This is a genomic window from Citreicoccus inhibens, assembly GCF_019039035.1.
Taxonomy (GTDB): domain Bacteria; phylum Myxococcota; class Myxococcia; order Myxococcales; family Myxococcaceae; genus Citreicoccus; species Citreicoccus inhibens.
The window spans coordinates 23139-43869 of the sequence record NZ_JAHNZT010000006.1; the positions used below are offsets into that span (position 1 = coordinate 23139).

The following is a 20731-nucleotide window of genomic DNA, read 5'->3' on the forward strand; positions in this document are numbered from 1 at the left end:
CTAGCGCGCGGCGGCCAACCGACGCTGCATCACGTCCAAGGCCGCCGCGCAGCTCTGATTGAACGCGAGGACCAGGGCGGGCAGCTCGGTCGCGACCACGCCGCCGGGCGTCGCCAGGGTCGCCTCGGATTCGCCGAACGCCTCGTCCGTCCAGACGGGCGCGCCGTCTCGGCCATACACGGTGACGACGAGCGTGGAGAACGCCCGAGACCGGATGCCCACGACCTCGGTCGACAAGCTCCAGCGCTCGTAGATGACCGCGACCGCGTCCACGTCCAGCGCCGTGGCCAATGTCCGAGCCATCTCCGGCGCGAGCGTGGTGGACTCGACCGCCTGCCGTCCCGTCACGAAGCGCATCCCCGGCGCGGTGTAGTACCCCGCCACCTCCGGCGTGCTCACCGACACATAGACTGGGTGCGCCGTCACCACGTCGAGCGGCACGACCTCGTAGCGCCCCTCCGTCCACATCCGGGCGAAGGTCTTCACGTTCGCCTCGGCCGTCCGGGTCTTGGCCTCCAGCAGATGGGTGGCGCCGCGCAGGCCGTTCGGATCAACCGCGTGCTGAACAATGGCGATCCGCTTCACGGCCTGGAGCGCGTCCGTCCGCACGAAGAAGCGCTGACACCCCGCGCAGACCAGCAGCGCGAGCAGGACAAGCATTCCCTTCACGACACCGTGACGCATGACATCCCCTCGCGATGGTGCAGCGCGGAGGCTCGGTGGGCGAGCCCCCGCGCGTCAAGGGAATGGCCACGCGGGCCAGCCCGTCACGTCAGGGGCGCGCGGTGTCCAGGGCCGTGGACGCGGTGCCCTTGGCCAACTCCGCCACGTAGGCCGCGGCGAGTTGGGCGAACTTGACCGAGTTCTGCGCCGAGCCCGCGGTCTGCGTCAGCGTGTCATTGACGCTGTGGATGTAGGGATTGTCCTGGCCCATCAGCGCCTCGAAGGGGATGGAGCTGGCGTAGCCCTGGTTGTACCAGGAGGCGTGGTCCGAGCAGGCATACCCGCACCGCGTGGACGTGCTCGTCACGCCCGGCATGTATTGCTTGATGAGGTTGGTGAGGAACGTGTTCTGCGCGGCCGTGGTGTAGTCGGACACCAGGACGATGTCGTAGCTGGAGCCGCGATAGTTGGTCATGTCCAGTTGGAGCACGCCCACCACGTTCTTCCCGCTGCTCTTGTATTGAGCGGCGATGGCGGCCGAGCCCTTCAGACCAATCTCCTCGGCCGCATAGGCGATGAACTGGACCGTGCGCGCCGGACGGTAGCCCTTCGCCACGGCCACGCGAATGACCTCGGTGAGCGTGGCCACGCCGGAGGCATCGTCATCCGCGCCGGGGGCGCTCAGGTTGGAGCCGCTGACGTTGATGGAGTCCAGGTGCGCGCCCAGCACCACCACCTCGCTGGGAAGCGAAGTCCCCTGGATGGTGAGGATGACCGAGGGCTGCGGCGACGTGGAGGCCGGGTGCGTGAAGAACGCCACGGAGATATCCGCGCGCCCCGCCGCCAGCGTCGTCCAGCGGCTCTTCAGCCAGTTGGCCGCATCCAGGCCGCCCTGCTGGTTGTAGCGGCGCGAGGTCCATGACGTGGACAGTGAGGTGATGGTGCTGCGCAGGCTGCTCTCCGCGACCTGGGGGAGCAGCGCGTTCACCGTCGCCGCGTTGTCCAACGTGTAGCTCACCAGCGCGGGCGCGACACGCGGCGTGGCCCCCGCCTCCACCGCGGCCAGGGCCTGCGCCTCGGAGTCATGCGCGATGAAGCCCGCGCAGCGATTCAGCTTGGAGTGCATGACCTCGGCCAGCTTCTCCACCTGCGACGCGGGGACGCGCAGCACCGCCACGCCATCCTTCTCACGCACGACCGAAGGCAACTCCAAGCCCTGCCCCTGGAACGAGGCCCGCGCCGGCACCAGCGCATCCGAGCCAATCGTTATCCAGACATCCGGCTCCGCCGCTCCCGCGAGCACCGGGGTGGCGAGCAGCAGCGACAGGGTCAACACTCCCAGCTTCAGCGTCGTCATCGCTCCTCCAGCTATTTCGCGATTATCGCGAAATGCTGCTTTATGAGACCAATGGAGCCGGCGCGCAGCGGGATTGCCCTGCGGGGCATGCTCGGAGTGCTCGGTTCTGGACACTGCTTCGCGGAGCCGCGTCAATCCCAGACATGGAGGATGGCGGGACCCGACAGCCACCTCAAGCATCGTCGTCCAGCGACACGGGTGCGATTCACCTCAGCGAACTCGCTCGGAGACAGCTGCGCCGCGCAGCGAGTCGACCAGCAGGCGCGCGTTCGTGGACAGGGCGTCATACGCGCGAACGCACAGCGACAACTGGCGCACGGCCCAGGGCTCCTCCAAGGCCACCTTGCGCAAAGGGAGTGAACGCTGGCACCGGGTGGCAGCGGACTCAGGAACCACGCCCACGCCCACGCCGTGCGCGACCATCCGGCAGACCGCGTCGAAGCTCCGCAGGCGCACCCGATACCGGAGCCTCCGCCCCATGCGGGCCGCGTGCACCCCAAGGTGCTCCTGGAGCGCGCTGCCCTCCTCCAAGCCAATCAAGGGCTCGTCCAGGATGGCCTCGAAGCGCGCGCTTCGCCGCGTCGCCAGCGCATGCCCCCGCGCGGTCACCAGGACCAGGCGGTCCACTTGCAGGGGAAAGGTCTGGAGCCGCCCCAGGTCCACCGAGTCGGCGACGAGGCCCACCTCCGCGCGCCCCTCCGCCACGGCCAGGACAATCTCCGCGCTGGAACGCTCCTCCAGGTCCACGTCCACGTGCGGATGCGTGGAGAGAAAAGCGCCGAGCCGCGCCGGAAGGAACTCGGTGAGGGCCGCGGTGTTGGTCAGCAGGCGCACCTGTCCCTTCAGTCCACTCGCGAAGGTGGCCAGGTCCCCGCGCAAGTGCTCCACCTGCTGCAACACGGCACGCGCATGGTGCGCCAAGGCCCGCCCCGCCTCCGTGGGCCGAATCCCTCGCCGCTCCCGCTCGAGGAGCGGCACGCGCAGCTCGTCCTCCATCGCGCGGATGCGCGCGCTCGCGGACGCCAGCGCGAGGTGAGAGCGCTCGGCGCCTCGGGTGATGCTGCCCTGGTCGATGATGTGGAGGAACAATCGCAGGTCGGTCAGGTCGAAGCGCATGGGTCCAGCCTTCGGAATTCTCGAAGGCTCCCTCTGGGAATGGCGCATTGTCCAGAGCACGCCGCCGAGAAAGCCTCGGGGTATGAACACCTTCGTCCTGCTCTGCCTCGCGGGGACGCTCGCGGGCGCCATGAACGCCGTCGCGGGCGGGGGCAGCTTCGTCACCCTCCCCGTGCTCCTCTGGGCGGGCGTGCCTTCGGCCTGCGCGAATGCATCGAGCACCGTCGCCCTGTTGCCCGGCAGCCTGGCCAGCACCTGGGCCTACCGAGACGACCTCACGTCACTGAATGGCCTGCCGCTTCGGACGCTGCTCGTCACCAGCGTGGCCGGAGGGCTGGTGGGCGCGGTGCTGCTCCTGCGCACCCCGAGCCGTGCGTTCGATGCCTTCATCCCGTGGTTGCTGCTGCTCGCCACGGTCGCATTCGTCGCGGGTCCCTCCGTGGGCAAGTGGGTGCGGCGTCACGTCCAGCCCAGGCCGCGTGGCGTGCTCGCCACGCAGTTCGTGCTCGCCATCTACGGCGGTTACTTCGGGGGCGCGGTGGGCATCATGATGATGGCGGTCTGGGGTCTGCTCGGGGCCGTGGACCTTCGGGCCGCGACCCCCGCCAAGACGCTGCTGGTCGCCGCGACGAACGCGGTCGCGGTGGTCTGCTTCATCGTCGCGGACAAGGTGTGGTGGCCGCAGACGCTCGCGCTCCTCGGGTCCTCGGTGATGGGTGGCTATGGGGCCGCTCGCCTCGCGCGGCGCCTGGATGCGCGCGGCCTGCGCCGCTGCGTCTCGGCGCTCAGCATCCTCGTGACGCTCGCGTTCTTCCTGCGCCACGCGTAGTCGCGCGGTCAGCGTGCGCGCGAGAGCAAGGCCCGCAGGGCATCGCGCGTCAGCGGGCTCGCCGTGTTCGCGCATGACGCCAAGACACTCCGGGCTCGGGCCAGCGCCTCGCGGTCCAGCGACTCCAGCGCCGTCAGCGCAGCGCCCTGCGTGTCGGGTACGTCCGAGACGAGCTGCGCGCCGAGCACGCCCACGGCCTCCTCGGTCGCCCACCCGCTTCGCAGCAGGGCGCAGGCAGCGGTCGCGGCGACCTCGGCGCGGTCCGCCCGCAAGGCTTGCATGAGGGCGCTCACCGCGCGCGGCGAGGGACTCGCGGCGAGCCCCAGCATCACGAGCGCCTCGACGCCCGCCGTGGGCTCGGCGTCGTCCCACACTTGAAGCAACGCCGCCTCCAAGTCCGGGAGGACAGGTAGGGGGAGCCGCTGCCGGTGCAGCTCCTCCAGGAGTCCTCGCAGCGAGGCCAGCGCCAGGTAGCGCCGCGCGCCCTCGGTGCGCTGAATCAACGCGAGCATCACCGAGGCCGTGCTGTTCGGCGCCGAGGGAGCCAGCGAGACGAAGGCCTCCAACGCCGTGTCCCCGACCTCGCCCTCTTCGTCCAAGCGAGGGAGCAAGGCGGGGAGCAGCGTCAGCGCGGGCACGCCCACCCGCCCCACCGCGCTCGCGGCGGCACGCCTCACCGCGGGCGAGGCGTGGGCCAGCGCCGCCTCCAGGGAAGGAATCTGCTCGGGCACCACGCGACAGACGTGGGCCAGCACCATCGCCGCGTCTACGACTTCCGGAGAGTCAGCGTCGGCACGCGACAGCGCCGCGACCACGGCACCGAACGCCTGCTCCGCCAAGGAGACTTGGGGCGGCCACCACGAGGACTGGAGCAGCGCGAGGATGGCGGCCCGCGAAGTCGCCCGCGCCCGCGGCAGGGTCTCCAACAGGATGCCCGCGGCCCGCTCTCGCGCCCGCGCATCCTCGGACTCGAGCGCCGTCCCCATCGCCTCCAACGCGCGTGACACCTCGCGTGGATCCGCGCCGCCGAGCCGCGCCGTCCAGGCATCGAGTGGATGACTCACGGGTAGCGGTCCACCACGAGGATGACCCCAGTGTTGTCTTGCACCACGGAGAAGCCCTTCATGGGGCTCGGGTACGCGATGAGCCCCTCGCCATCCCGATCCCAACGCGAATCCAAGAGGACGCCACAGAACGGCACGGACAGCGCGCCGCTCTCGGGGACGAAGATGCGGTCGTACCGCCCGAAGACCCGGTGCTTCGTCACGAACAAGCGCCCGCCAATGCGCGCCCCCGGCAGCATCTTCTCGCCGTCCGCGCGCGGCGTCGCGATGACGAAGCTGTAGTTGTAACGAGCCGGGCCCGGATGGTCCTGGATGCTGTCCACGATGACGGGGATGCGGTCCCCCGGCTTCAGCCCCAACCGCTGCATCTGGAGCTGCGAGCCCTTGGGACAATCTCCGTCGGGGGGCATCCACTTGGGCCGCTCGGGCTTCGCTTCCGCCGGCGCCGCATGTCCACACCCAGCCCAGGCCCCGAGCATCGCCAGGACGCTCAGCCCCATCACACCGCGGCGCCAGGACGCGTGTCCCGCCAGAGGCCCGGTCATCAGAACGCCCCGATGCTGAAGTGGAACTGCGTGGGGGCCTCGTTGACGGCCTCGTCGCGGTCCAGGTTGAACCCCACGTCGAACGCGAGCGGGCCCACGGGCGTCACGTAGCGCAACCCCACGCCCGCCGAGTAGCGCAACTCCGTGGGGTCGAACAGCGTGCGGTCCTGCCACAGGTTGCCCGCCTCGATGAAGAGGCCCAGGTCCAGCGCGGCGAGCGCGGGCACGCGCAGCTCCGCCTTGCCCAGCGTGTAGAGTTCACCGCCCTGGCTCGTGGGGAACTGCCCCGCGAGCACGGCCTTCAAGTCCTCCGAGCAACCCGAGGGCGTAATCAGCGAGCGGCAATCGCTCAGCCGCTGGTGCAGCGCCTGCCGCACGTCCTGCGGCAGCACGCCATCTTCGCGGAAGCCTCGGAGGCTCGATGAGCCGCCCAGGTAGAACAGCTTCGAGCCGATGTTCTGCGCGCCCTCCGTCAGCGGCACGATGGTGCCCGCGCGCGCGCTCAACGCCACGCTCGCGCGGCGCCCCAGCGGCGCGTACACGCTGAGATTGCCCGCGAGCTTCACGCTGTTGATGGGGAACGCCGGAACGCGATCTCCCGCCACATCCGTGGGCCGCACGCTGAGCCCGCGCATGAACTCCGCGCTCGTCGTCAGCACCATGCCGCGCCGGGGATTGGCCGGGTCATCACGGAAGTCGAGCGTCGCGGCCGGTCGCAGCGAGTGCAGCGCGAAGTCACCGAACGGATAGCGCAGGCGCTCTTGATCCGCGCGGTTCACCAACTCCAACACGCCCGCGCGTGAGCGCAGCCGGTTGTTCTCCACCTCGTACTGGAGCGACAGGTTCAGCCACGAGGACACCGCCCAGTCCAAGCCCGCCACGGCGGCGAACCGCGTGGACAGGTACGAGGGCCGGTGCACGCGCTCGCCAATCAGGTCCAGCCGCGCGCCCACCTCCTGCGGAGAGAGGAAGTAGAGCCGCGACTGCGACAGCGCCAGGTTGCCTCGCCCACCGAGCCCGCTGAGGCCATCCAGGTCCGAGTCGCACGCCGAGCCCTGTGCGAGGCCTGAGTCACACCCCGCGGGCCTCCGGTCCGAGCCCAGCGCCTGCGCACTCCAGCCCGCGTAGTTCACCTTGCCGCGCGCGAGCACGTTGAGGCCCTTGCCATCCACGTTGCGCCACGCCGTGTCCAACGTGACGCGGGGACCGTCGACCAGGAAGTAGCCGCCGGACACTTCGCCATCCAACCGCGCCCGCTCCTGCACCGACACGAGCACGTCCTTGGAGCCCTCGCGCCGATTGGGATCCGCCAGCGACACCTCGGCCTGCTTGAACAGCCCCAGGCGCGCCAGCCGCCGCTGCCCATCTGCCAGGTCCTCCATCGACAGCGGCGCGCCTTCCTTCAGGTCCAGGTAGGCCAGCACCACGTCTGGATCCGTGCGCGTCAGGCCCTGGATGAGCACCTTGCCCACGTGCACCCGGGGCCCGGCGTCCACCTCGAAGACCACGCTCGCGGCCTTGCCCTCGCCATCCACCGTGACCTTGTTGGCCACGTGGGCGAACAGGTAGCCCTCGTGCCCCAAGCCGCGCTCGGTCGCGGCGCGCACCTGCTCCACCCGCTCGAAGCTCAGCGGCGCGCCGCGTCTCAACATCGCGCGCGTCCATTCCGAGTGGACGTCGGCCGGCATGCCCTCGAAGCGCACGTCACGCACCAGCGCGCGCGGCCCTTCCTCCACGTCGAAGTCCGCCACCGCCGTGTGCTGGACGGTGTCCATCGTCAGGCCACGGAACGTCACCAGCGCGGAGGAGAAGCCCTGCTCGCGGTAGGCCGTCGTCATGCCGTCCGCCGCGTCCAGCCACGCCTCTTCCACATAGACCGTGGAGGGGTCGGGCGGCGGCTCCACGCCTTGAATGTCGGGCGGGTGGCGCCCCTCCATCGCCAGGGGATCATCGCGCAGGGGAAGGTCCAGCTCAGGCCGAGTCTCGCCCGCCGCCACGCGCGCGGTGAGCTGCGCGCGCAGGTCCTGGCTGGATACGGCCGTGTTGCCGTGGAAGCGCACCTCGGTCACCCGCAGCGGGTGGCCCTCCTCCACGTCGAACGTGAGCGCGGCGACCGCCCCGTCCGCGCGCTCCACCGAGTGCGCCCGGACACGCGCCGAATGGAAGCCACGCTGTCGGTAGAAGGCCTCCAGCTTGCGCGCGAGCCGCGCCTCCACCACGTCATCCAGCGTGTCCTCCCCCTCGTAGGCGGCGACACGCGCCAGGAGGACATCGGGCATGCGGTGATTGCCCCGGAAGCGCATCGTGAAGCGCGGCCCCGCGCTCAACGGAACGGCCACCGCCGCCCCGCCCTCCTCCACCGTCACGGTGGGCACGCCCACGCGCGCCCTCCAGCGGTGGTCCTCGCGCAGGAACACGCGCAGCCGCTCCAGCCCCGCTTCCAGCCTGCCCCGGTCGAAGACGTCGCCCGGGCGCATGCCGAGCGTGTCCATCAGTCGCGGCAGAGGCAGGTCCGAAGCGCCGAGGAATGTCACCTGCCGCACGCGCGTGGGCAGCCCTTCCTCCAGGCGCAGCGTCACTGCCACCCCGCCACCCGGCACGGGCGCCTGCGAGGCGTCCACCTTCACGGCGTCATAGCCCCGAGCCCGATACGCCTCCTGCACCGCGCCGACCGCGGACTCCAGCTCCTCGGGGTCCAACGGGCCGCCCTCCAGCAGGTTGCTGGCCTCCAGCACCTCGGCGGTCGTGAGGACCTGATTGCCGTGAACGGAGACGGTGGAGAGCCGCAGCAAGGGCGTGAGCAGGAAGACGAGCCGCACGCCACCGGGCACGTCCTCCTTGCGCGCCACCACGTCCGAGAAGCGCCCCGTGGCCCACAGCCGCTCCACCGAGCGACGCACCGCGCTCGGCGACAGCGCCTGTCCCTTGCGCACGGCGACGAGCGACGAGAGCCCCTCGGCGTCCGTGCCGCCCGGCAGGTGCAGCTCCACCGAGACCACCTCGGGAGCGTCCTCCGCGCGCGCCTGCCACGGCCCCACCGCGCACGCCCACGCGAGCGCCAGCGCGACCCACGCGGCTACTCGACCTCCCAGCCCAGCTTCAGCTCGAGCCCGAGGTTTCCAAACGAGGCTTCGCTGTTCTCGTTGTCCCACTGGGCCTGCGCGGAAAGTCGGTCGTCGAATCGATACTCGGCCCGCGCCCGCGTCCCGCGACCGCTCACCGGTTGTGTCATGCCGATCTTAAGCTTCTCCGACAGGAACTTCGACTCCAGTTGTGCGGTGGGCTCCGCCTGCCGCGTGGCGTCGTTGTAGGTGGTGGAGATCTGAAGGGACAGGTCGCGCAGAACCGGGTTGCTCGGCAAGAAGCGCCGGAGCTGCCGGTCCAGACCGGACACGTTGAAGAGGGCCTCGGCCGCCAGCCCGGCGCTGGCCGAGGCCGCCGTGTCCTTGTCCGAGCTCGTCACGCCCAGGGTCAACAGCGACAGGACATCACCCTCCGTGAGCGCGGGCTCGGACGACAAGATGATTTGCGGGTCCGCCGGCTTGCCGAAGGCGTGCAGCCGCACCACGTACTCGCGCACCTGCGTCTGCGCCTGCACCTCGAACACGGGGTCGATCCCCGTCGGGTCGCGGAACTCCACCTGCCCCTGGTTGATGGCGAACGGGTTGTTGCGGAAGAACGCCTGACTGCCCTCCGCCGCCTCCACGCGCCCCAGCAGCCCCGGCCGCACGTCCGTGCCGGTCAGCCGCACGTCCCCGAGCAGCCGCGCCTTGGCCAGGTTGTTCTCCACGCGCACGTCACCGAAGTGCACGTTCACGTCCCAGGTGACGAACGGGTCGCGCGCGCGCTCGCCCGGCAAGCCGCCCACCATCGCCGTCCGGCGCTGAAGCCCCTTGAGCAGCGACTCCACGTCCACCGACTTCTGATAGCGCAGCTTGACGATGTCCAGGCCCCCCGTGACGGTGAGGCCGTCCGGCGGGCCAATCACCTGGAGCAGGCCGGACACGGTGATGGGCAGGTCCTCCGTCAACCGGTACGGCACCTCGTCGAGTTGCAGCGTCAGTCCCAAGCGCTTCGGCTTGAAGCGCTCCAACCGCACGTCACCGCGCGCGGACACGTGCCCGTCGTTGAGCTGCCCTTGCAAGTGCTCCAGCAGCACGCGCTGGCCCGTGAGTTCCAACCGCCCCGACACGCCGCGCACGTTGACGGGCAGGTCTCGCATCGTCACGCGCACGTCGGACAGCTCCGCGGAGCCCACCAGGGACGGCTCGTCCAACGTGCCCGTCGCCTCGGCGTCCACGCGCAGGAGCCCGCTCGCGCGCTCCACTCCGGGCAGGAAGGGCTCCAAGAGGCGCACGTCCATGGCGCCGTCACGCAGGCTCACGGCCATGCCTTTGCCACTCACCGAGCCGCCCAGCGTCACGTCCAGCGACGTCCCGCTGAAGCGGAAGGGCAACACCTCCAACGTCCCCGCGTGATACGTCAACGAGATGGGGCCCTTGTTGTCCGCGCGCAGCTCGCCGCGGGTGAGCACCAGCTTCTGCACCTGCGCGGAGGCTTCGTAGGACGCGGGGTCCAGCAACGGGCCCTGCGCGGACACGCGGCCCGCGAGCGAGCCGGACACGCCCTGGAGATACGACGCCTGAGGCAGCAGCGGGCGAATCTCCGGGAGCTGCAACGCGATGGAGGAGTCGAAGCGATAGGGCTCCTTCACCTTCATCGTCATCCAGCCCTGCGCGTCTCGGAACGGATGGCCGTCCACCCGCAGGTCCTTGCCCACCTGGCGCAGTTGGAGGTCCATGGCCCCCAGGTCTCGCGAGGCGAACATCACATGCGGCCCCTTGAGCGAGGCCTCCACCACCGGCAACTCCCCGTTGCCCGTCACGCGCCCATCCAGTTCGAGCACCCCCTGGATGCCCATGCGCTCGCCGAGCTCCGGCCCCACCGCCTCCGTCAACGACAGGTGGTCTCCCCCGAAGCGGTAGTCCAGCCCACCCGCGAACAGGAGCGTGCCCTCGGCCCACAGCCGGCCTTGCGGCCCCTCCAACACGGTGCGCTCCAGCACCATCTCCTTGCCATCCACGAAGCGCAGCCGCGCCGAGCCCGCCCCCAAGCGCCGCCCGTAGTAGCGGGTGTCCTTCATGTCGAAGGCCACCAGGCCCTCCAGCTTCTCGACGGGGCTGTCGATCTCCACGCGCCCCGAGGCCGTCCCCGTCAGCGGCCCTTGCATCACCGCGAGCGAGGAGCTCAGGCCCGCCACCACGTCCACCAGGTCCTCGGTGCGCCCCTGCGGCACGTTCACGTCGAGGCGCGCGTGCAAGACACGCCCGAACGTCAGCGCCCCCTTGCCGAAGTACTGCGTGCGCCCCTTCTGGCCCGTGAGCGAGGGGAAGGCCATCACGCCCCCCGAGTACGTCAGCTTGCCCTGCACCACGCCCAGGCCCAGGTTCCAGAAGACAAAGTCGCGCAGCGACAGGCTCGACTCCACCTTCACGTCCGAGTACGGCCCGGTGATGACGTACGTGGCCGAGCCGCGACCCGACCAGGGCAGCTTCGCGATGTGACCGAAGTCCGCCAGCTCCAGGTCCCCGCCGCCGCGGATGTCCAGGCCACGTGCCTTGTCATAGAAGAGCGTCACGTCGCCGCGCACCCGCGAGCGCCCCGAGTCCGCGGTGATGTTCGCGAACGTCACCCGGTCCGGCAGCAGCTTCACCAGCGTCTGCGCGCGGGCCCGGTCGAACTCGAGCAGCGTCTTGCCCAGGGACTCGGGCGCGTCATACGGCCGCGTGGCGAGCACGAAGCGCCCGGCGCGCAGCTCCAAAGGCCCTGAGATATTGGGGCGAGGAAGCAACGTGCCGGACAGATGCGCGGTCACGCTCGCGGGGAAGTCCACCCACGACCCCACGATGCCCGCGCGCTCCAGGATGCGGCCGAGCGAGGCCTCCTCGGTGGTGAGCGACACCTCCACCGGCAGGTCGGGCATCAACCGCAGCGAGCCCGCCACCTTCACGCGCCCGCTGCCTACGGGGATTGACAGCTCCTCCACTCGCACGCGATCCCCCACGTACGCCAACCGCGCGGTGAGGCTCACGGGCCCGTACTTCTCGTAAGCGAGGTTGCTGGCGGACACGTCCGCGGACACCGCGAGCGCGGCGGGCCTCCCCGTGACGGAGAGGCGAGACCACAGGTGCCCCGTGGCGGGCCGGGGCAACAGGCGCGCGCGATGCAACGTCTGCAGCGGCAGGAACACCTGCGCGTCCAGCGCGAGCTGCGGCTGACACAGCGTCTCCACGCGACCAGACAGCGTGGTGGTGAAGTCGTCGAGCGTGACCTCGGCGCGCTCCACGTCGAGCTGCGCCTCGGTGGGGTCCAACACGCCGGTGAACACCAACCGGCCCAGCGCCAGCTCGCCGCCGTCCGCGCCCAGTTGCACCAGTCCGCTGCGCGCCTCGACGTCGAACTCCATGACGCCCCAGCGCTCCACCCAGCCCACGTCCAGGTTGGTGATGTCCACCCGCCGGCCGCGAGGCAGCACGAGCCGCACCTCCGCGCCCGTGATGTCCAACTTCGCGATGCGCAGGCGATCCAACGGCGCCAGGAAGCAACGCCCCGGCTCGCGCGGCGCCGCGGGCGCGGGTTGAGACAGGTCCAGGTTGACGCGCGGGTGCCGCACACGCACCTGCCCCAACGTGAAGCGCCGGCCCAACGGCCCGAAGAAGCCGAAGCGCACCTCCGCGAGATCCGCCGCGAACAACGGCGTGTCGGAGCCCGGCGTGAAGAGCGACACGCCATGCAGCAGCACGCGCGAGCCCAGCGGATCCAACTCGCACCGCCCGATGCCGACGTCCATCCCCAGCACGCCCGGGAGGTGGCGCCGCGCCAGCGTGCACGCCGCATCCCACGAGGCCTGAGTGCGCAGGACCAGGATGCTCCCCGAGAGAACGAGGAGCACCACGAGCAGCGCCTTGCGCGCACCGTTGCGGCCCTGGGATGCCAAGACCGCTACAGCTTACCGAGCCCCTCGAGGTAGCGGTCGATCTCCGCCAGATCGATCTTGGATTTCGCCGTGCGAGGCAGTGACGTCGCTGGCGCCGCCTGCTCGCTCGCCGACGAGGCGGCCGCCCCGCCCTGGAGCCCGAGGTTCTGCCCGATGCGATTCACCAGCTCGGCGCCAATGCTCTCCTGCCGGGCCAGGAACGCCTCGAAGAGGGCGTTGTCGCACAAGGTGTTGATGACGCGAGGCGTGCCCCCCGAGTGCGCATGCACCGCCAGGAGCGCCTCGGCCGTGAAGGGCATGCGCGGGCAGCCCGCCAGCCGGAGCCGATGCTTGATGTAGGCCTCGGTGGACTCCGCCGTGAAGGGCTCCAGCTTGTAGCGGAGCGCCACGCGCTGGGCGAGCGGAGGGTCCAGCTTGAGGTTCTTCTCGATCTCCGGCAGGCCGAAGAAGACGAAGGAGATGAGCTTGCGCTCGGGGACCTCCAGGTTCAGCAGCCCCCGGAACTCCTCCATGATCTCCCGCGTCTCCAGCATCTGCGCCTCGTCGATGAGGACGACGGCCTTCTTGCCGGACTCGTGAATCTGCAGCAGGCGCTGGTAGAGCTGGGACAGGAGCGCCAGCTTCTCCTGCGCGGGATTCTCCACGCCCAGTTGGAGCGCGATCCGCCGCAACAGCCAGTGGGCGGTGATGCCCGAGTGGATGATGACCAGCAGCGCGGCCTCGTACTCAGACTCCGGCAGCGAGTCGAGCATGCGCCGGGCGAGCGTCGTCTTGCCCGCGCCGATGTCCCCGATGAGGATGGACAGGCCCTTCATGTAGCCCACGGCGTGCATCAGCCGCGTCAGCGCCTGCGAGTGCTGAGCTGAGTTGTAATAGAAGCGACTCACCGGAGCGTTGGAGAAGGGCTCCTGGGTGAGTTCGAAGAAATCGAGGTAGGTCGTCATCGGTTCGCCGGACCTCGTGGCAGCACACTACACGTAGCCGACTTTGCGCGCCTTGGGCGCGCCAGCGGCTGGCACCTGGGTGGGAGCGGCGCTCGGGCCCTTGCCTCCAGCGGCGCCCTTCGCGGCCGCGGGAGCCTCGTCGCTCTCGGGAGACGTCGTCGCCGCCAATCGCGTCACGTGCGCCGACACCTCGCGATACTTCGCGTCCTGCGAGGCCACGCGCTGGTAATGGAACAGCGCCTTGCCCGCCTCGCCCAGCGCCTCGTACGCGCTGGCCAGTTCGAAGCCGAGGGCCTTGGCCACCTCCCCCACCGCCAGCGGGCTCGCGAGTCCTTCCTTGAAGACGCGCACCGACTCGGCGGGCTGGCCGCGCATGGTGTGAAGCATGCCGGTCATCGTCAGGCAGTCCAGCTCGCGCTTCGTGCCCACGCAGCCCTGGCGGGCCACTTCGAACTCGTGGACGGCGTCGTCCAGCAGGCCCATTTCCTTGTAGGCGATGCCCAGGTCGTAGTGCGTGTCCACGTCCTCGGGCTTCACCACCTTCGCCAGGCCCTTCTTGAACTCGGCGAAGACCTCGTCCACCGAGTACTGGAAGTCGTCCTCTGCCGGGGGCGCCTCCGCCAGCGCCTCGCCGCCCAGGCCGTCGATCTCCCCCGCCAGCTCGGCCGCGAGGTCGAACGCATCGCGCTCCCCCGTGGACTCGGTGACGGGCTGCACGCTGGGCACGGCGAGCGGCTCGGCGGGCGCCTCATCCTGGGGCGCGTTGCCTTGCGCCTCCAGTTCCTCCAGGCGAGCCATCAGCTCGCCCGCGCGCGCGTGGCCCGGGAAGGCGATCGCCACCGTCTCCAGGATCTCTCGCGCCTCCTCGAGCAAGCCCTGGTCGAGGAAGAAGGAGGCCTCGTCGCACTCCTCGGCCGCGGGCTCGTCCTCGAACTCCGCCTCTGCCTCGGGCAGGGCCTCCGTCTCGGGCAGGGCCTCCACTTCGGCCACCGCCGTCGCCTCGGTGTCGTCCTCCAGCGGGGACAGGTCCGCGGCCGCCAAGGCGATCGCATGCGCCGCCGTGGGAGCGTCGTCTTCCTCGCCCAGGCCCGGCGCGTCGAAGTCGCTGCTGCTCAGCGCGGCGATGCCCACGCGCGTGGGAACTTCGTCCTCCTCGAACGCGGCGCCCCCCAACTCGGCGGGCTCATCCTCCGAGAGCGCGGGGAGCTGCAACGTGTCCGGTGCCGCCTCATCCAGCAGCGCGCGAGAGGGAGACAGGACACGGGTGGGCGGTGCGTCCTCCTCGTCGCCCAGGGCCATCGCGCCCAGGTCGTCGCTCGGAGCGGACATGTCCTCGTCGGACGACATGTCCGCGAACGACGTCTCGTCCTCTCCACCCGACACGAGCGGCTCGTCGTCGTGCATCGACGACAACCCGGGCTCGTCCGTCAACATCAGCCCGTCGTCGGACACCAACGCATCCGACAGCGCCGCCGCCGCCAGGTCCTCCGGCGCGGGCGAGTCCTCGAACACCTCGTTCTCGTTCGAGGTGATGGGCTCGCCGACCAGGGCCTCCTCGCTGACGACCGTGCTGTCGGCGCCGTCGTCGATGACCTCGTCCGAGTCCGTCCCGTGGCTCAGCGCGGCCAGGGCCAGCTCATCCCCGGGAGGCTGCGCGAGCGCATCGTCCGGCGGCTCCGCGACGAGGATCTCATCGTCGTTCGAGTCCACCAGGATGGCGTCCTCGCCCAACGACTCCACCATCATCGGGCTGACGACCGGCGCGGCCACCGCGGCGTCGGAACGCAGCACCGCCAGGAACGCCGGCACCTCCGGATGCGCCGGGTTCTCCTGCAGGATGTTCAGGAGGTACGGCTGCGCGCGCTGCACATCCGCGCGACGCGTGCACAGGCGAAGCACGTTGAGCAACTGCTCGGAGGCCTGCGCCACGTTATTGGCGGCGACGTAGATGTGGTACGCCTTCTCGTGCGCGTCCAGGTTCTCCGGATCGACGGAGAACACCTTGCGCAGGTGCTCCAGCGCTTTGTCGTGGAGCCCGTACTTCACGTAGACGTCGGTCTCGGTGAGCAGCTTCGAGAGCTGCTCGCGGCCCATGCCCTGCGGCGCGGAAGGCGCCTGGACCGGCGCGGGCGCGGGAGCCGGCTGCGCGACCGGGGCAGGCGCCGCGGCACGAGGAGCCGCGGCCACGGGGGCGGCGGGCTGCGGCGCCGGGGCCGGAGCAGGCGCGGGAGGCTCTTCTAGCGGCGCACGGCGGGCGAGCAGATCCGGATCCTGCGGATCCAACACTTCGATCTGCGTCCAGACCGCCTCGGCCTCGGTCGCGCGGCCGCGCTCCTGATGAATCTTCGCGAGCTCTTTGTAGACGGAGACCGTCTTCGACGTCTGGCCCAGTCCCTGGAACGCCTGCGCCAGCAGCGTCAGCGTCTCGACGTCGCGGCCATCCGCCTTGAAGCACACCTGCAGCTTCGCGAGCGCCCGCTTCTGATCCGCGCGCTGGAGGTACGCCGCCGCCAGCTCCTTGGCCAGCGAGAGGTTGTCCGGCTCGAGCGAGGACAACCGCTCCGCGACGCGGAGCCAGTCTTCCATGCGGGAGTTGCGCTTGAGGTACTCGGCGGCGCGCTTGAACTCCTGCAGCGCCTCCTTGGCCATGTTCTCGCGCGCGTACAGCTCCGCGAGCTTGATCTTCGACGCCACGTTCTCGGGGTCGAGATCCACCATCTTCTTCAGCGTGTCGAGAGAGGCCTTGGTGTCGCCCGCCTTGTCGTAGTGGTTGGCGACAATCTGGAAGTAGGCCATCGCCTCGGACATCAACCCGAGCTGCTGGTGCAGCTCCGCCAGCTTGAGGTTCACCTCGAGCAGGTTGGGGTTGAGCTTGAGGACCTGCTTGTAGAGGGCGACCGCCTTGAGGAAGAACCCGTCCGAGGAGTAGCTCTCGGCCACCTTCGTGAAGAAGTGCGCCGCCTGGGGGTTGTCGTTCTTCTTCTGGTACAGCTCGCCCATCTTCTGGAGGACCCGGATGTCCTTCGGATCGACTTCCAGAACCTTCTGGTACTCCTTGATGGCCTTGTCGTAGGCACCCTTCGCGACGAGTTTCGCGGCAGCTTCGATGATCTTGTTCTTGTCCATCGAGCGTGGGCTTCCGGCAGGCCAAAACCCCGAGGAACTTCGGGGGTTTCTGTCCTCAACTGAGGGGGATGTCGGAGGCTAACGGAATCCTCCGATGCGGGTCAAGAAACAGCCCGGCGTCCCCCCCGGGGCCGGATCACCCGCCTGAGTGGCTGGCCACCAGGCAGGCGTCACGCCCAGCGCACCAGCGCCTAGGGCGTCTCTTCCACGGCCTTCTTCAGCCGGTGGGTCCCCGTCTCGCTGGCCAGGAGTCGCTCCACGAAGCGGGTGTCGTAGTTGCCCTCCAGGAAGGCATCCTCGACCAGGGCAGCGCGGTGGAACGGGATGTTGGTGCGAATCCCCTCCACCACATACTCGGACAGCGCCCGCTGCATGCGGCGGATGGCCGTCTCGCGGTCCTCCGCGTGCACGATGAGCTTGGCCAGGAGGCTGTCGTAGTACGGCAGCACCGTGTAGTTCTCGTAGGCCGCCGAGTCCACGCGCACGCCGTAGCCACCGGGCACGCTGTAGCCGGTGATCTTCCCCGGCCACGGCGCGAAGGTGATGGGATCCTCGGCGTTGACGCGGCACTCGATGGCGTGCCCGCGAATCTGCACATCCTCCTGCTTGAGGCGCAGGGGGTGGCCGTAGGCCATGCGGATCTGCTCGCGCACCAGGTCGATTCCCATGACCAACTCCGTCACGGGGTGCTCCACCTGGATGCGGGTGTTCATCTCCATGAAGTAGAACTGCCCGCGCTCGTCGAGCAGGTACTCGATGGTGCCCACGTTGTTGTAGCGAAGCTTGCGCATCGCCGCGACGGACACCTCGCCCATCTTCTTGCGCAGCTCCGGCGACAGCGCGGGCGACGGGCACTCCTCGATGAGCTTCTGGTGCCGGCGCTGCACCGAGCACTCACGCTCATTGAGGTGGATGATGTTGCCGTGCTCGTCCGCGACGATCTGGATCTCGATGTGGCGCGGCTTCTCCACATACCGCTCGATGTAGAGGTCGCCATTGGAGAAGCTCGCCACGGCCTCGGCCTGCGCGGTGGCGAACGCCTGGGCGAGCGCGCTCGGATCGCGGACGATCTTCATCCCCTTGCCACCACCACCGGCGGCGGCCTTGAGGATGACCGGGAAGCCAATCTCCCGTGCGAAGGCCTCGGCCTCCTTCGGGTCCTTCACGGTGCCAGGGCTGCCCGGCAGCAGCGGCATGCCCGCCTCACGGGCCGCAGCGCGCGCGCGCACCTTGTTGCCCATCAGCCGCAGCATCTCCGGCCGGGGACCGATGAAGCGAATCTTGCAGTTCTCGCAGACCTCCGCGAACTCGGCGTTCTCCGAGAGGAAGCCGTAGCCCGGGTGGATGGCGTCCGCGCGGGTAATCTCCGCCGCGGAGAGCAACTGCGGGACGTTGAGATAGCTTTCCTTGGAGGCCGGCGGCCCGATGCACACCGCCTCATCGGCGAAGCGCACGTGCAGCGCGTTGGCATCCGCCGTGGAGTGCACCGCCACGGTGGCGATACCCAACTCGCGGCAGGCACGGATGACCCGCAGGGCAATCTCCCCACGGTTGGCAACCAGCACCTTCTTGAACACGCCGTGCTCCTTGAGAGTGCCTGGAGGGGCGCCCGGGACAAGCCGGGCACCCGCACCTCAGGCTCAGACCGGCTCGATGCGGAACAGCGACTGGCCGAACTCCACCGGGCGACCGTTCTCGACGAGGATCTCCGCCACGCGACCCGAGACCTCGGATTCGATCTCGTTCATCAGCTTCATGGCCTCGACGATGCAGAGAATCTGCCCCTTCTTCACCACCGAGCCCACGTCCACGAACGCGGGCTGATCCGGGGCGGGCGTCCGGTAGAACGTCCCCACGAACGGGCTCGAAATCACGAGCCCCGGCTTCTCCGCCGCCTTCTCGGGGGCAGCCGCTGCCGGCGTCGCGGCCGGAGCGGGAGCCGCCAGCGCGCGCGGCGCTGCGGGGGCCGCGTACTCCGCCGGCGGCGCCACCGTCACACTCGGCCCGGAAGGCGCCGTGTGGTGAACGATGGTGGTCTCCGGAGCATGGCCACGGCGGATGAACAGCTTCTCGTCGCCGCGCGTCCACACCAGCCGCGTCACGTCGGACGACTCGAGGATCTCCACAATCTGCCGGAGGGCCTCGACGTCCAGGGACGTCGTCCCCGCCTGACGCGTTTCGGTGGCGGGCGCGGCCGCCCGGACTGCCTTGCGCTTCGTTGCCATTACGTCCACTCCCTCCGAAGTCGCCGCGATGCGGACGACTATCCCGCGGTGGCCACGCGCGTCAGGTACTTGCCGCCATCACGCGTGTCGATCTTGAGCACGTCGCCCTCGTTGATGAAGAGCGGAACGTTGACGGTGAAGCCTGTCTCCAGCGTCGCCGGCTTCAGCGCGCCGGACACGGTGTCGCCTCGGACGCCCGGGTCACACGTGGTGACCTTCAGGTCCACCGAGTTCGGCAGCGTCACGCCAATGGCCTTGCCATTGTAGAAGAGCACATCGACGTTGATGTTCTCCTTCAGGAAGTTGCGCGCCTCTCCGAGCACGTCCTTGGTGAGGAACGTCTGCTCGTAGTTGTGCTTGTCCATGAAGTAGAAGTCGTCGCCCTGAGCATACAGGTACTCCATGCTCTTCTCTTCGATGTCGGGCCGGCCGACCTTGTCGCCGGACTTCATCGTCGGCTCGAGCACGCGACCGCTGATCAGGCTGCGGATCTTCGTCCGAACGAACGCCGAGCCCTTGCCCGGCTTCACGTGCTGGAAATGTTCGATGACGAACGGCTCGCCGTCGATCTCGATCTTCAACCCGTTGCGAAACTCGGACGTGTCAATGACACCGGCCATGGGACCGACTCCTTCGGACTTACGAAAGCTGCGAAAAGTCCGGGGTGTCTAGCCCATGCCCCTGTTCCTGAAAAGAGGAAAGGAGCAGTGCGTGCGGTGCGTTGCCCGACAGGCATGGGAGGCCCTCGGGCCTCCCCGCTACAACTCGGCGCGAACCTTGGGCGCCGTCACGCGCAGGACGTAACGCCCCTTGCCGTAGTTCCCCTCCGCGCTCAGGGCGAGCACGAGGAAGTACTCCGGGGACACCAGCCGCATGATGGTGAGCACCTTCTCACTGTTGATGCTCACCTCCGTCACCGCGCCCGTCTTCAGCGCTTCCGCGGCGTTCTTCAGCTGCGTCAGGAGGTTGGCGTACTCCACCCAGGCCCCGGACAGGTCCAGGTCCTCGACCGCCTCGTCCTTCTGGAACGTCTCGACGGAGATGCCGTCGAAGCCCATCACGCTGCAGGCAAGGGCCCCGTCGACCTGATTGACCACCGACTCGAGGTGTGTGCGGAAGGACATGGCAAGCGCTCGTGGAGGACCAGCGACGGGCCCGAGGAGACTACGGGTTCACGCACTCCGGGTAGACGCCATCCTGGCCCCCGAAGGTGCCGCACGGCCCAACCGCCTTGAAGATCACCCCTGACGCACAGGTGGGGATCTTGATGGGCGTGTTGCTGACGCTGAGCGGGAAGGTCACTTCGTTCGACTCCGCCTTCGCACCTCCCGCGGTCTTTCCCTTGAACTTGAAGGTCACGAGCACCTGGGCGTACTGACCAGCGGTCACGGCGGCCTTCAGCTTGTTGTAGGCCGCCACCGTGACGAGGTCGAGCACCACGATGTTGTCCTTCGTGGCTCCCCGAACCGCGAGGCGAACCGGCACCTCCTCCGGGTCCATGCTGAGATTCGTCCCAGAAGAGCCCCCGACCGAGGAGTCCAGCAGGGTCGCCTTGTACGTCACCGACATCCGGTCGATGTAGACCGCGTCGGGATCCGATGTGCCGTCAACGGGCAGGCTCCCGATGACAACCGGGCCTTGGTTGAGGCTGGAGTTCACCATGAACGCCGCGATGTAGCTCACCGCGTAGTTCAAGTTGACCGAGCCGTTCAGGATGCTCGGATCGGTCGCGGTGACCTTGCATTCCACATCCAGCTGCTTCGCATCGAAGACCTGGATCTCGGTCGGCGAGTCAACACAGGCCCCCAGACCCAGGGCCAGCACAGCCGCGGCGAAAAAGACGCGCTTCATAGAGAGACGCTCTC

General features: G+C 69.2%; 15 protein-coding genes. 1 reads left to right on the forward strand and 14 read right to left on the reverse strand.

The genetic code is table 11. The features are described 5' to 3' along the window. From KRR26_RS10095 to KRR26_RS10105, 3 genes are all read right to left on the reverse strand, one after another. Complete coding sequence (locus KRR26_RS10095) at positions 1 to 684, reverse strand: hypothetical protein (protein WP_120202726.1); 684 nt, start codon at positions 682 to 684, stop codon at positions 1 to 3. A gap of 88 nt (positions 685 to 772) precedes the next feature. Further along, positions 773 to 2020, reverse strand: coding sequence for a M20/M25/M40 family metallo-hydrolase (locus KRR26_RS10100; RefSeq protein WP_217079717.1), 1248 nt, complete (start codon positions 2018 to 2020; stop codon positions 773 to 775). A gap of 210 nt (positions 2021 to 2230) precedes the next feature. Further along, positions 2231 to 3136 carry a LysR substrate-binding domain-containing protein gene (locus KRR26_RS10105; RefSeq protein WP_120202730.1) on the reverse strand — a complete coding sequence of 302 codons (906 nt, stop codon included), beginning with the start codon at positions 3134 to 3136 and terminating at the stop codon, positions 2231 to 2233. 82 nt (positions 3137 to 3218) lie between these two features. On the opposite strand from KRR26_RS10105, the gene KRR26_RS10110 reads away from it, so the two are divergent. Beyond that, positions 3219 to 3965 carry a sulfite exporter TauE/SafE family protein gene (locus KRR26_RS10110; RefSeq protein ID WP_217079718.1) on the forward strand — a complete coding sequence of 249 codons (747 nt, stop codon included), beginning with the start codon at positions 3219 to 3221 and terminating at the stop codon, positions 3963 to 3965. 8 nt (positions 3966 to 3973) lie between these two features. Here KRR26_RS10110 and KRR26_RS10115 read toward each other — a convergent pair whose 3' ends face one another. The 11 genes from KRR26_RS10115 to KRR26_RS10165 form a co-directional block, all read right to left on the reverse strand. After that, positions 3974 to 5029: a hypothetical protein gene (locus tag KRR26_RS10115; protein ID WP_217079719.1), complete on the reverse strand. Its 1056-nt coding sequence runs from the start codon at positions 5027 to 5029 to the stop codon at positions 3974 to 3976. Continuing rightward, positions 5026 to 5574 carry a hypothetical protein gene (locus KRR26_RS10120; protein ID WP_233576663.1) on the reverse strand — a complete coding sequence of 183 codons (549 nt, stop codon included), beginning with the start codon at positions 5572 to 5574 and terminating at the stop codon, positions 5026 to 5028. The genes KRR26_RS10115 and KRR26_RS10120 overlap by 4 nt, the downstream gene beginning before the upstream one ends. After that, positions 5574 to 8612, reverse strand: a complete 3039-nt coding sequence (locus tag KRR26_RS10125; RefSeq protein ID WP_328707106.1) for a POTRA domain-containing protein — start codon at positions 8610 to 8612, stop codon at positions 5574 to 5576. Before KRR26_RS10125 ends, KRR26_RS10120 begins: the two co-directional genes overlap by 1 nt. A 38-nt stretch (positions 8613 to 8650) precedes the next feature. Continuing rightward, entirely contained in the window at positions 8651 to 12571 is a 3921-nt protein-coding gene (locus tag KRR26_RS10130) for a translocation/assembly module TamB domain-containing protein (protein ID WP_217079720.1), read from the reverse strand. Positions 12572 to 12576: 5 nt separating this feature from the next. Beyond that, positions 12577 to 13515, reverse strand: coding sequence for an ExeA family protein (locus KRR26_RS10135; protein ID WP_120202741.1), 939 nt, complete (start codon positions 13513 to 13515; stop codon positions 12577 to 12579). A gap of 27 nt (positions 13516 to 13542) precedes the next feature. Beyond that, positions 13543 to 16641 carry a type IV pili formation protein SgmX gene (gene sgmX, locus KRR26_RS10140; RefSeq protein WP_217079721.1) on the reverse strand — a complete coding sequence of 1033 codons (3099 nt, stop codon included), beginning with the start codon at positions 16639 to 16641 and terminating at the stop codon, positions 13543 to 13545. A 191-nt stretch (positions 16642 to 16832) separates the two neighbouring features. Further along, the gene (gene accC, locus KRR26_RS10145) at positions 16833 to 18218 is read right to left on the reverse strand and encodes an acetyl-CoA carboxylase biotin carboxylase subunit (protein WP_120202745.1); all 1386 of its coding nucleotides are present in this window, start codon (positions 18216 to 18218) and stop codon (positions 16833 to 16835) included. Positions 18219 to 18281: 63 nt separating this feature from the next. Beyond that, positions 18282 to 18866, reverse strand: a complete 585-nt coding sequence (accB, locus tag KRR26_RS10150; protein ID WP_120202747.1) for an acetyl-CoA carboxylase biotin carboxyl carrier protein — start codon at positions 18864 to 18866, stop codon at positions 18282 to 18284. A 38-nt stretch (positions 18867 to 18904) separates the two neighbouring features. After that, positions 18905 to 19486: an elongation factor P gene (gene efp, locus KRR26_RS10155; protein ID WP_120202749.1), complete on the reverse strand. Its 582-nt coding sequence runs from the start codon at positions 19484 to 19486 to the stop codon at positions 18905 to 18907. 138 nt (positions 19487 to 19624) lie between these two features. Next, a complete protein-coding gene (locus KRR26_RS10160) occupies positions 19625 to 19990 on the reverse strand; it encodes a roadblock/LC7 domain-containing protein (protein WP_120202751.1) in 366 nt (121 codons plus the stop codon). 40 nt (positions 19991 to 20030) lie between these two features. Next, entirely contained in the window at positions 20031 to 20717 is a 687-nt protein-coding gene (locus KRR26_RS10165; RefSeq protein ID WP_120202753.1) for a hypothetical protein, read from the reverse strand. Positions 20718 to 20731 lie beyond the last annotated feature (14 nt).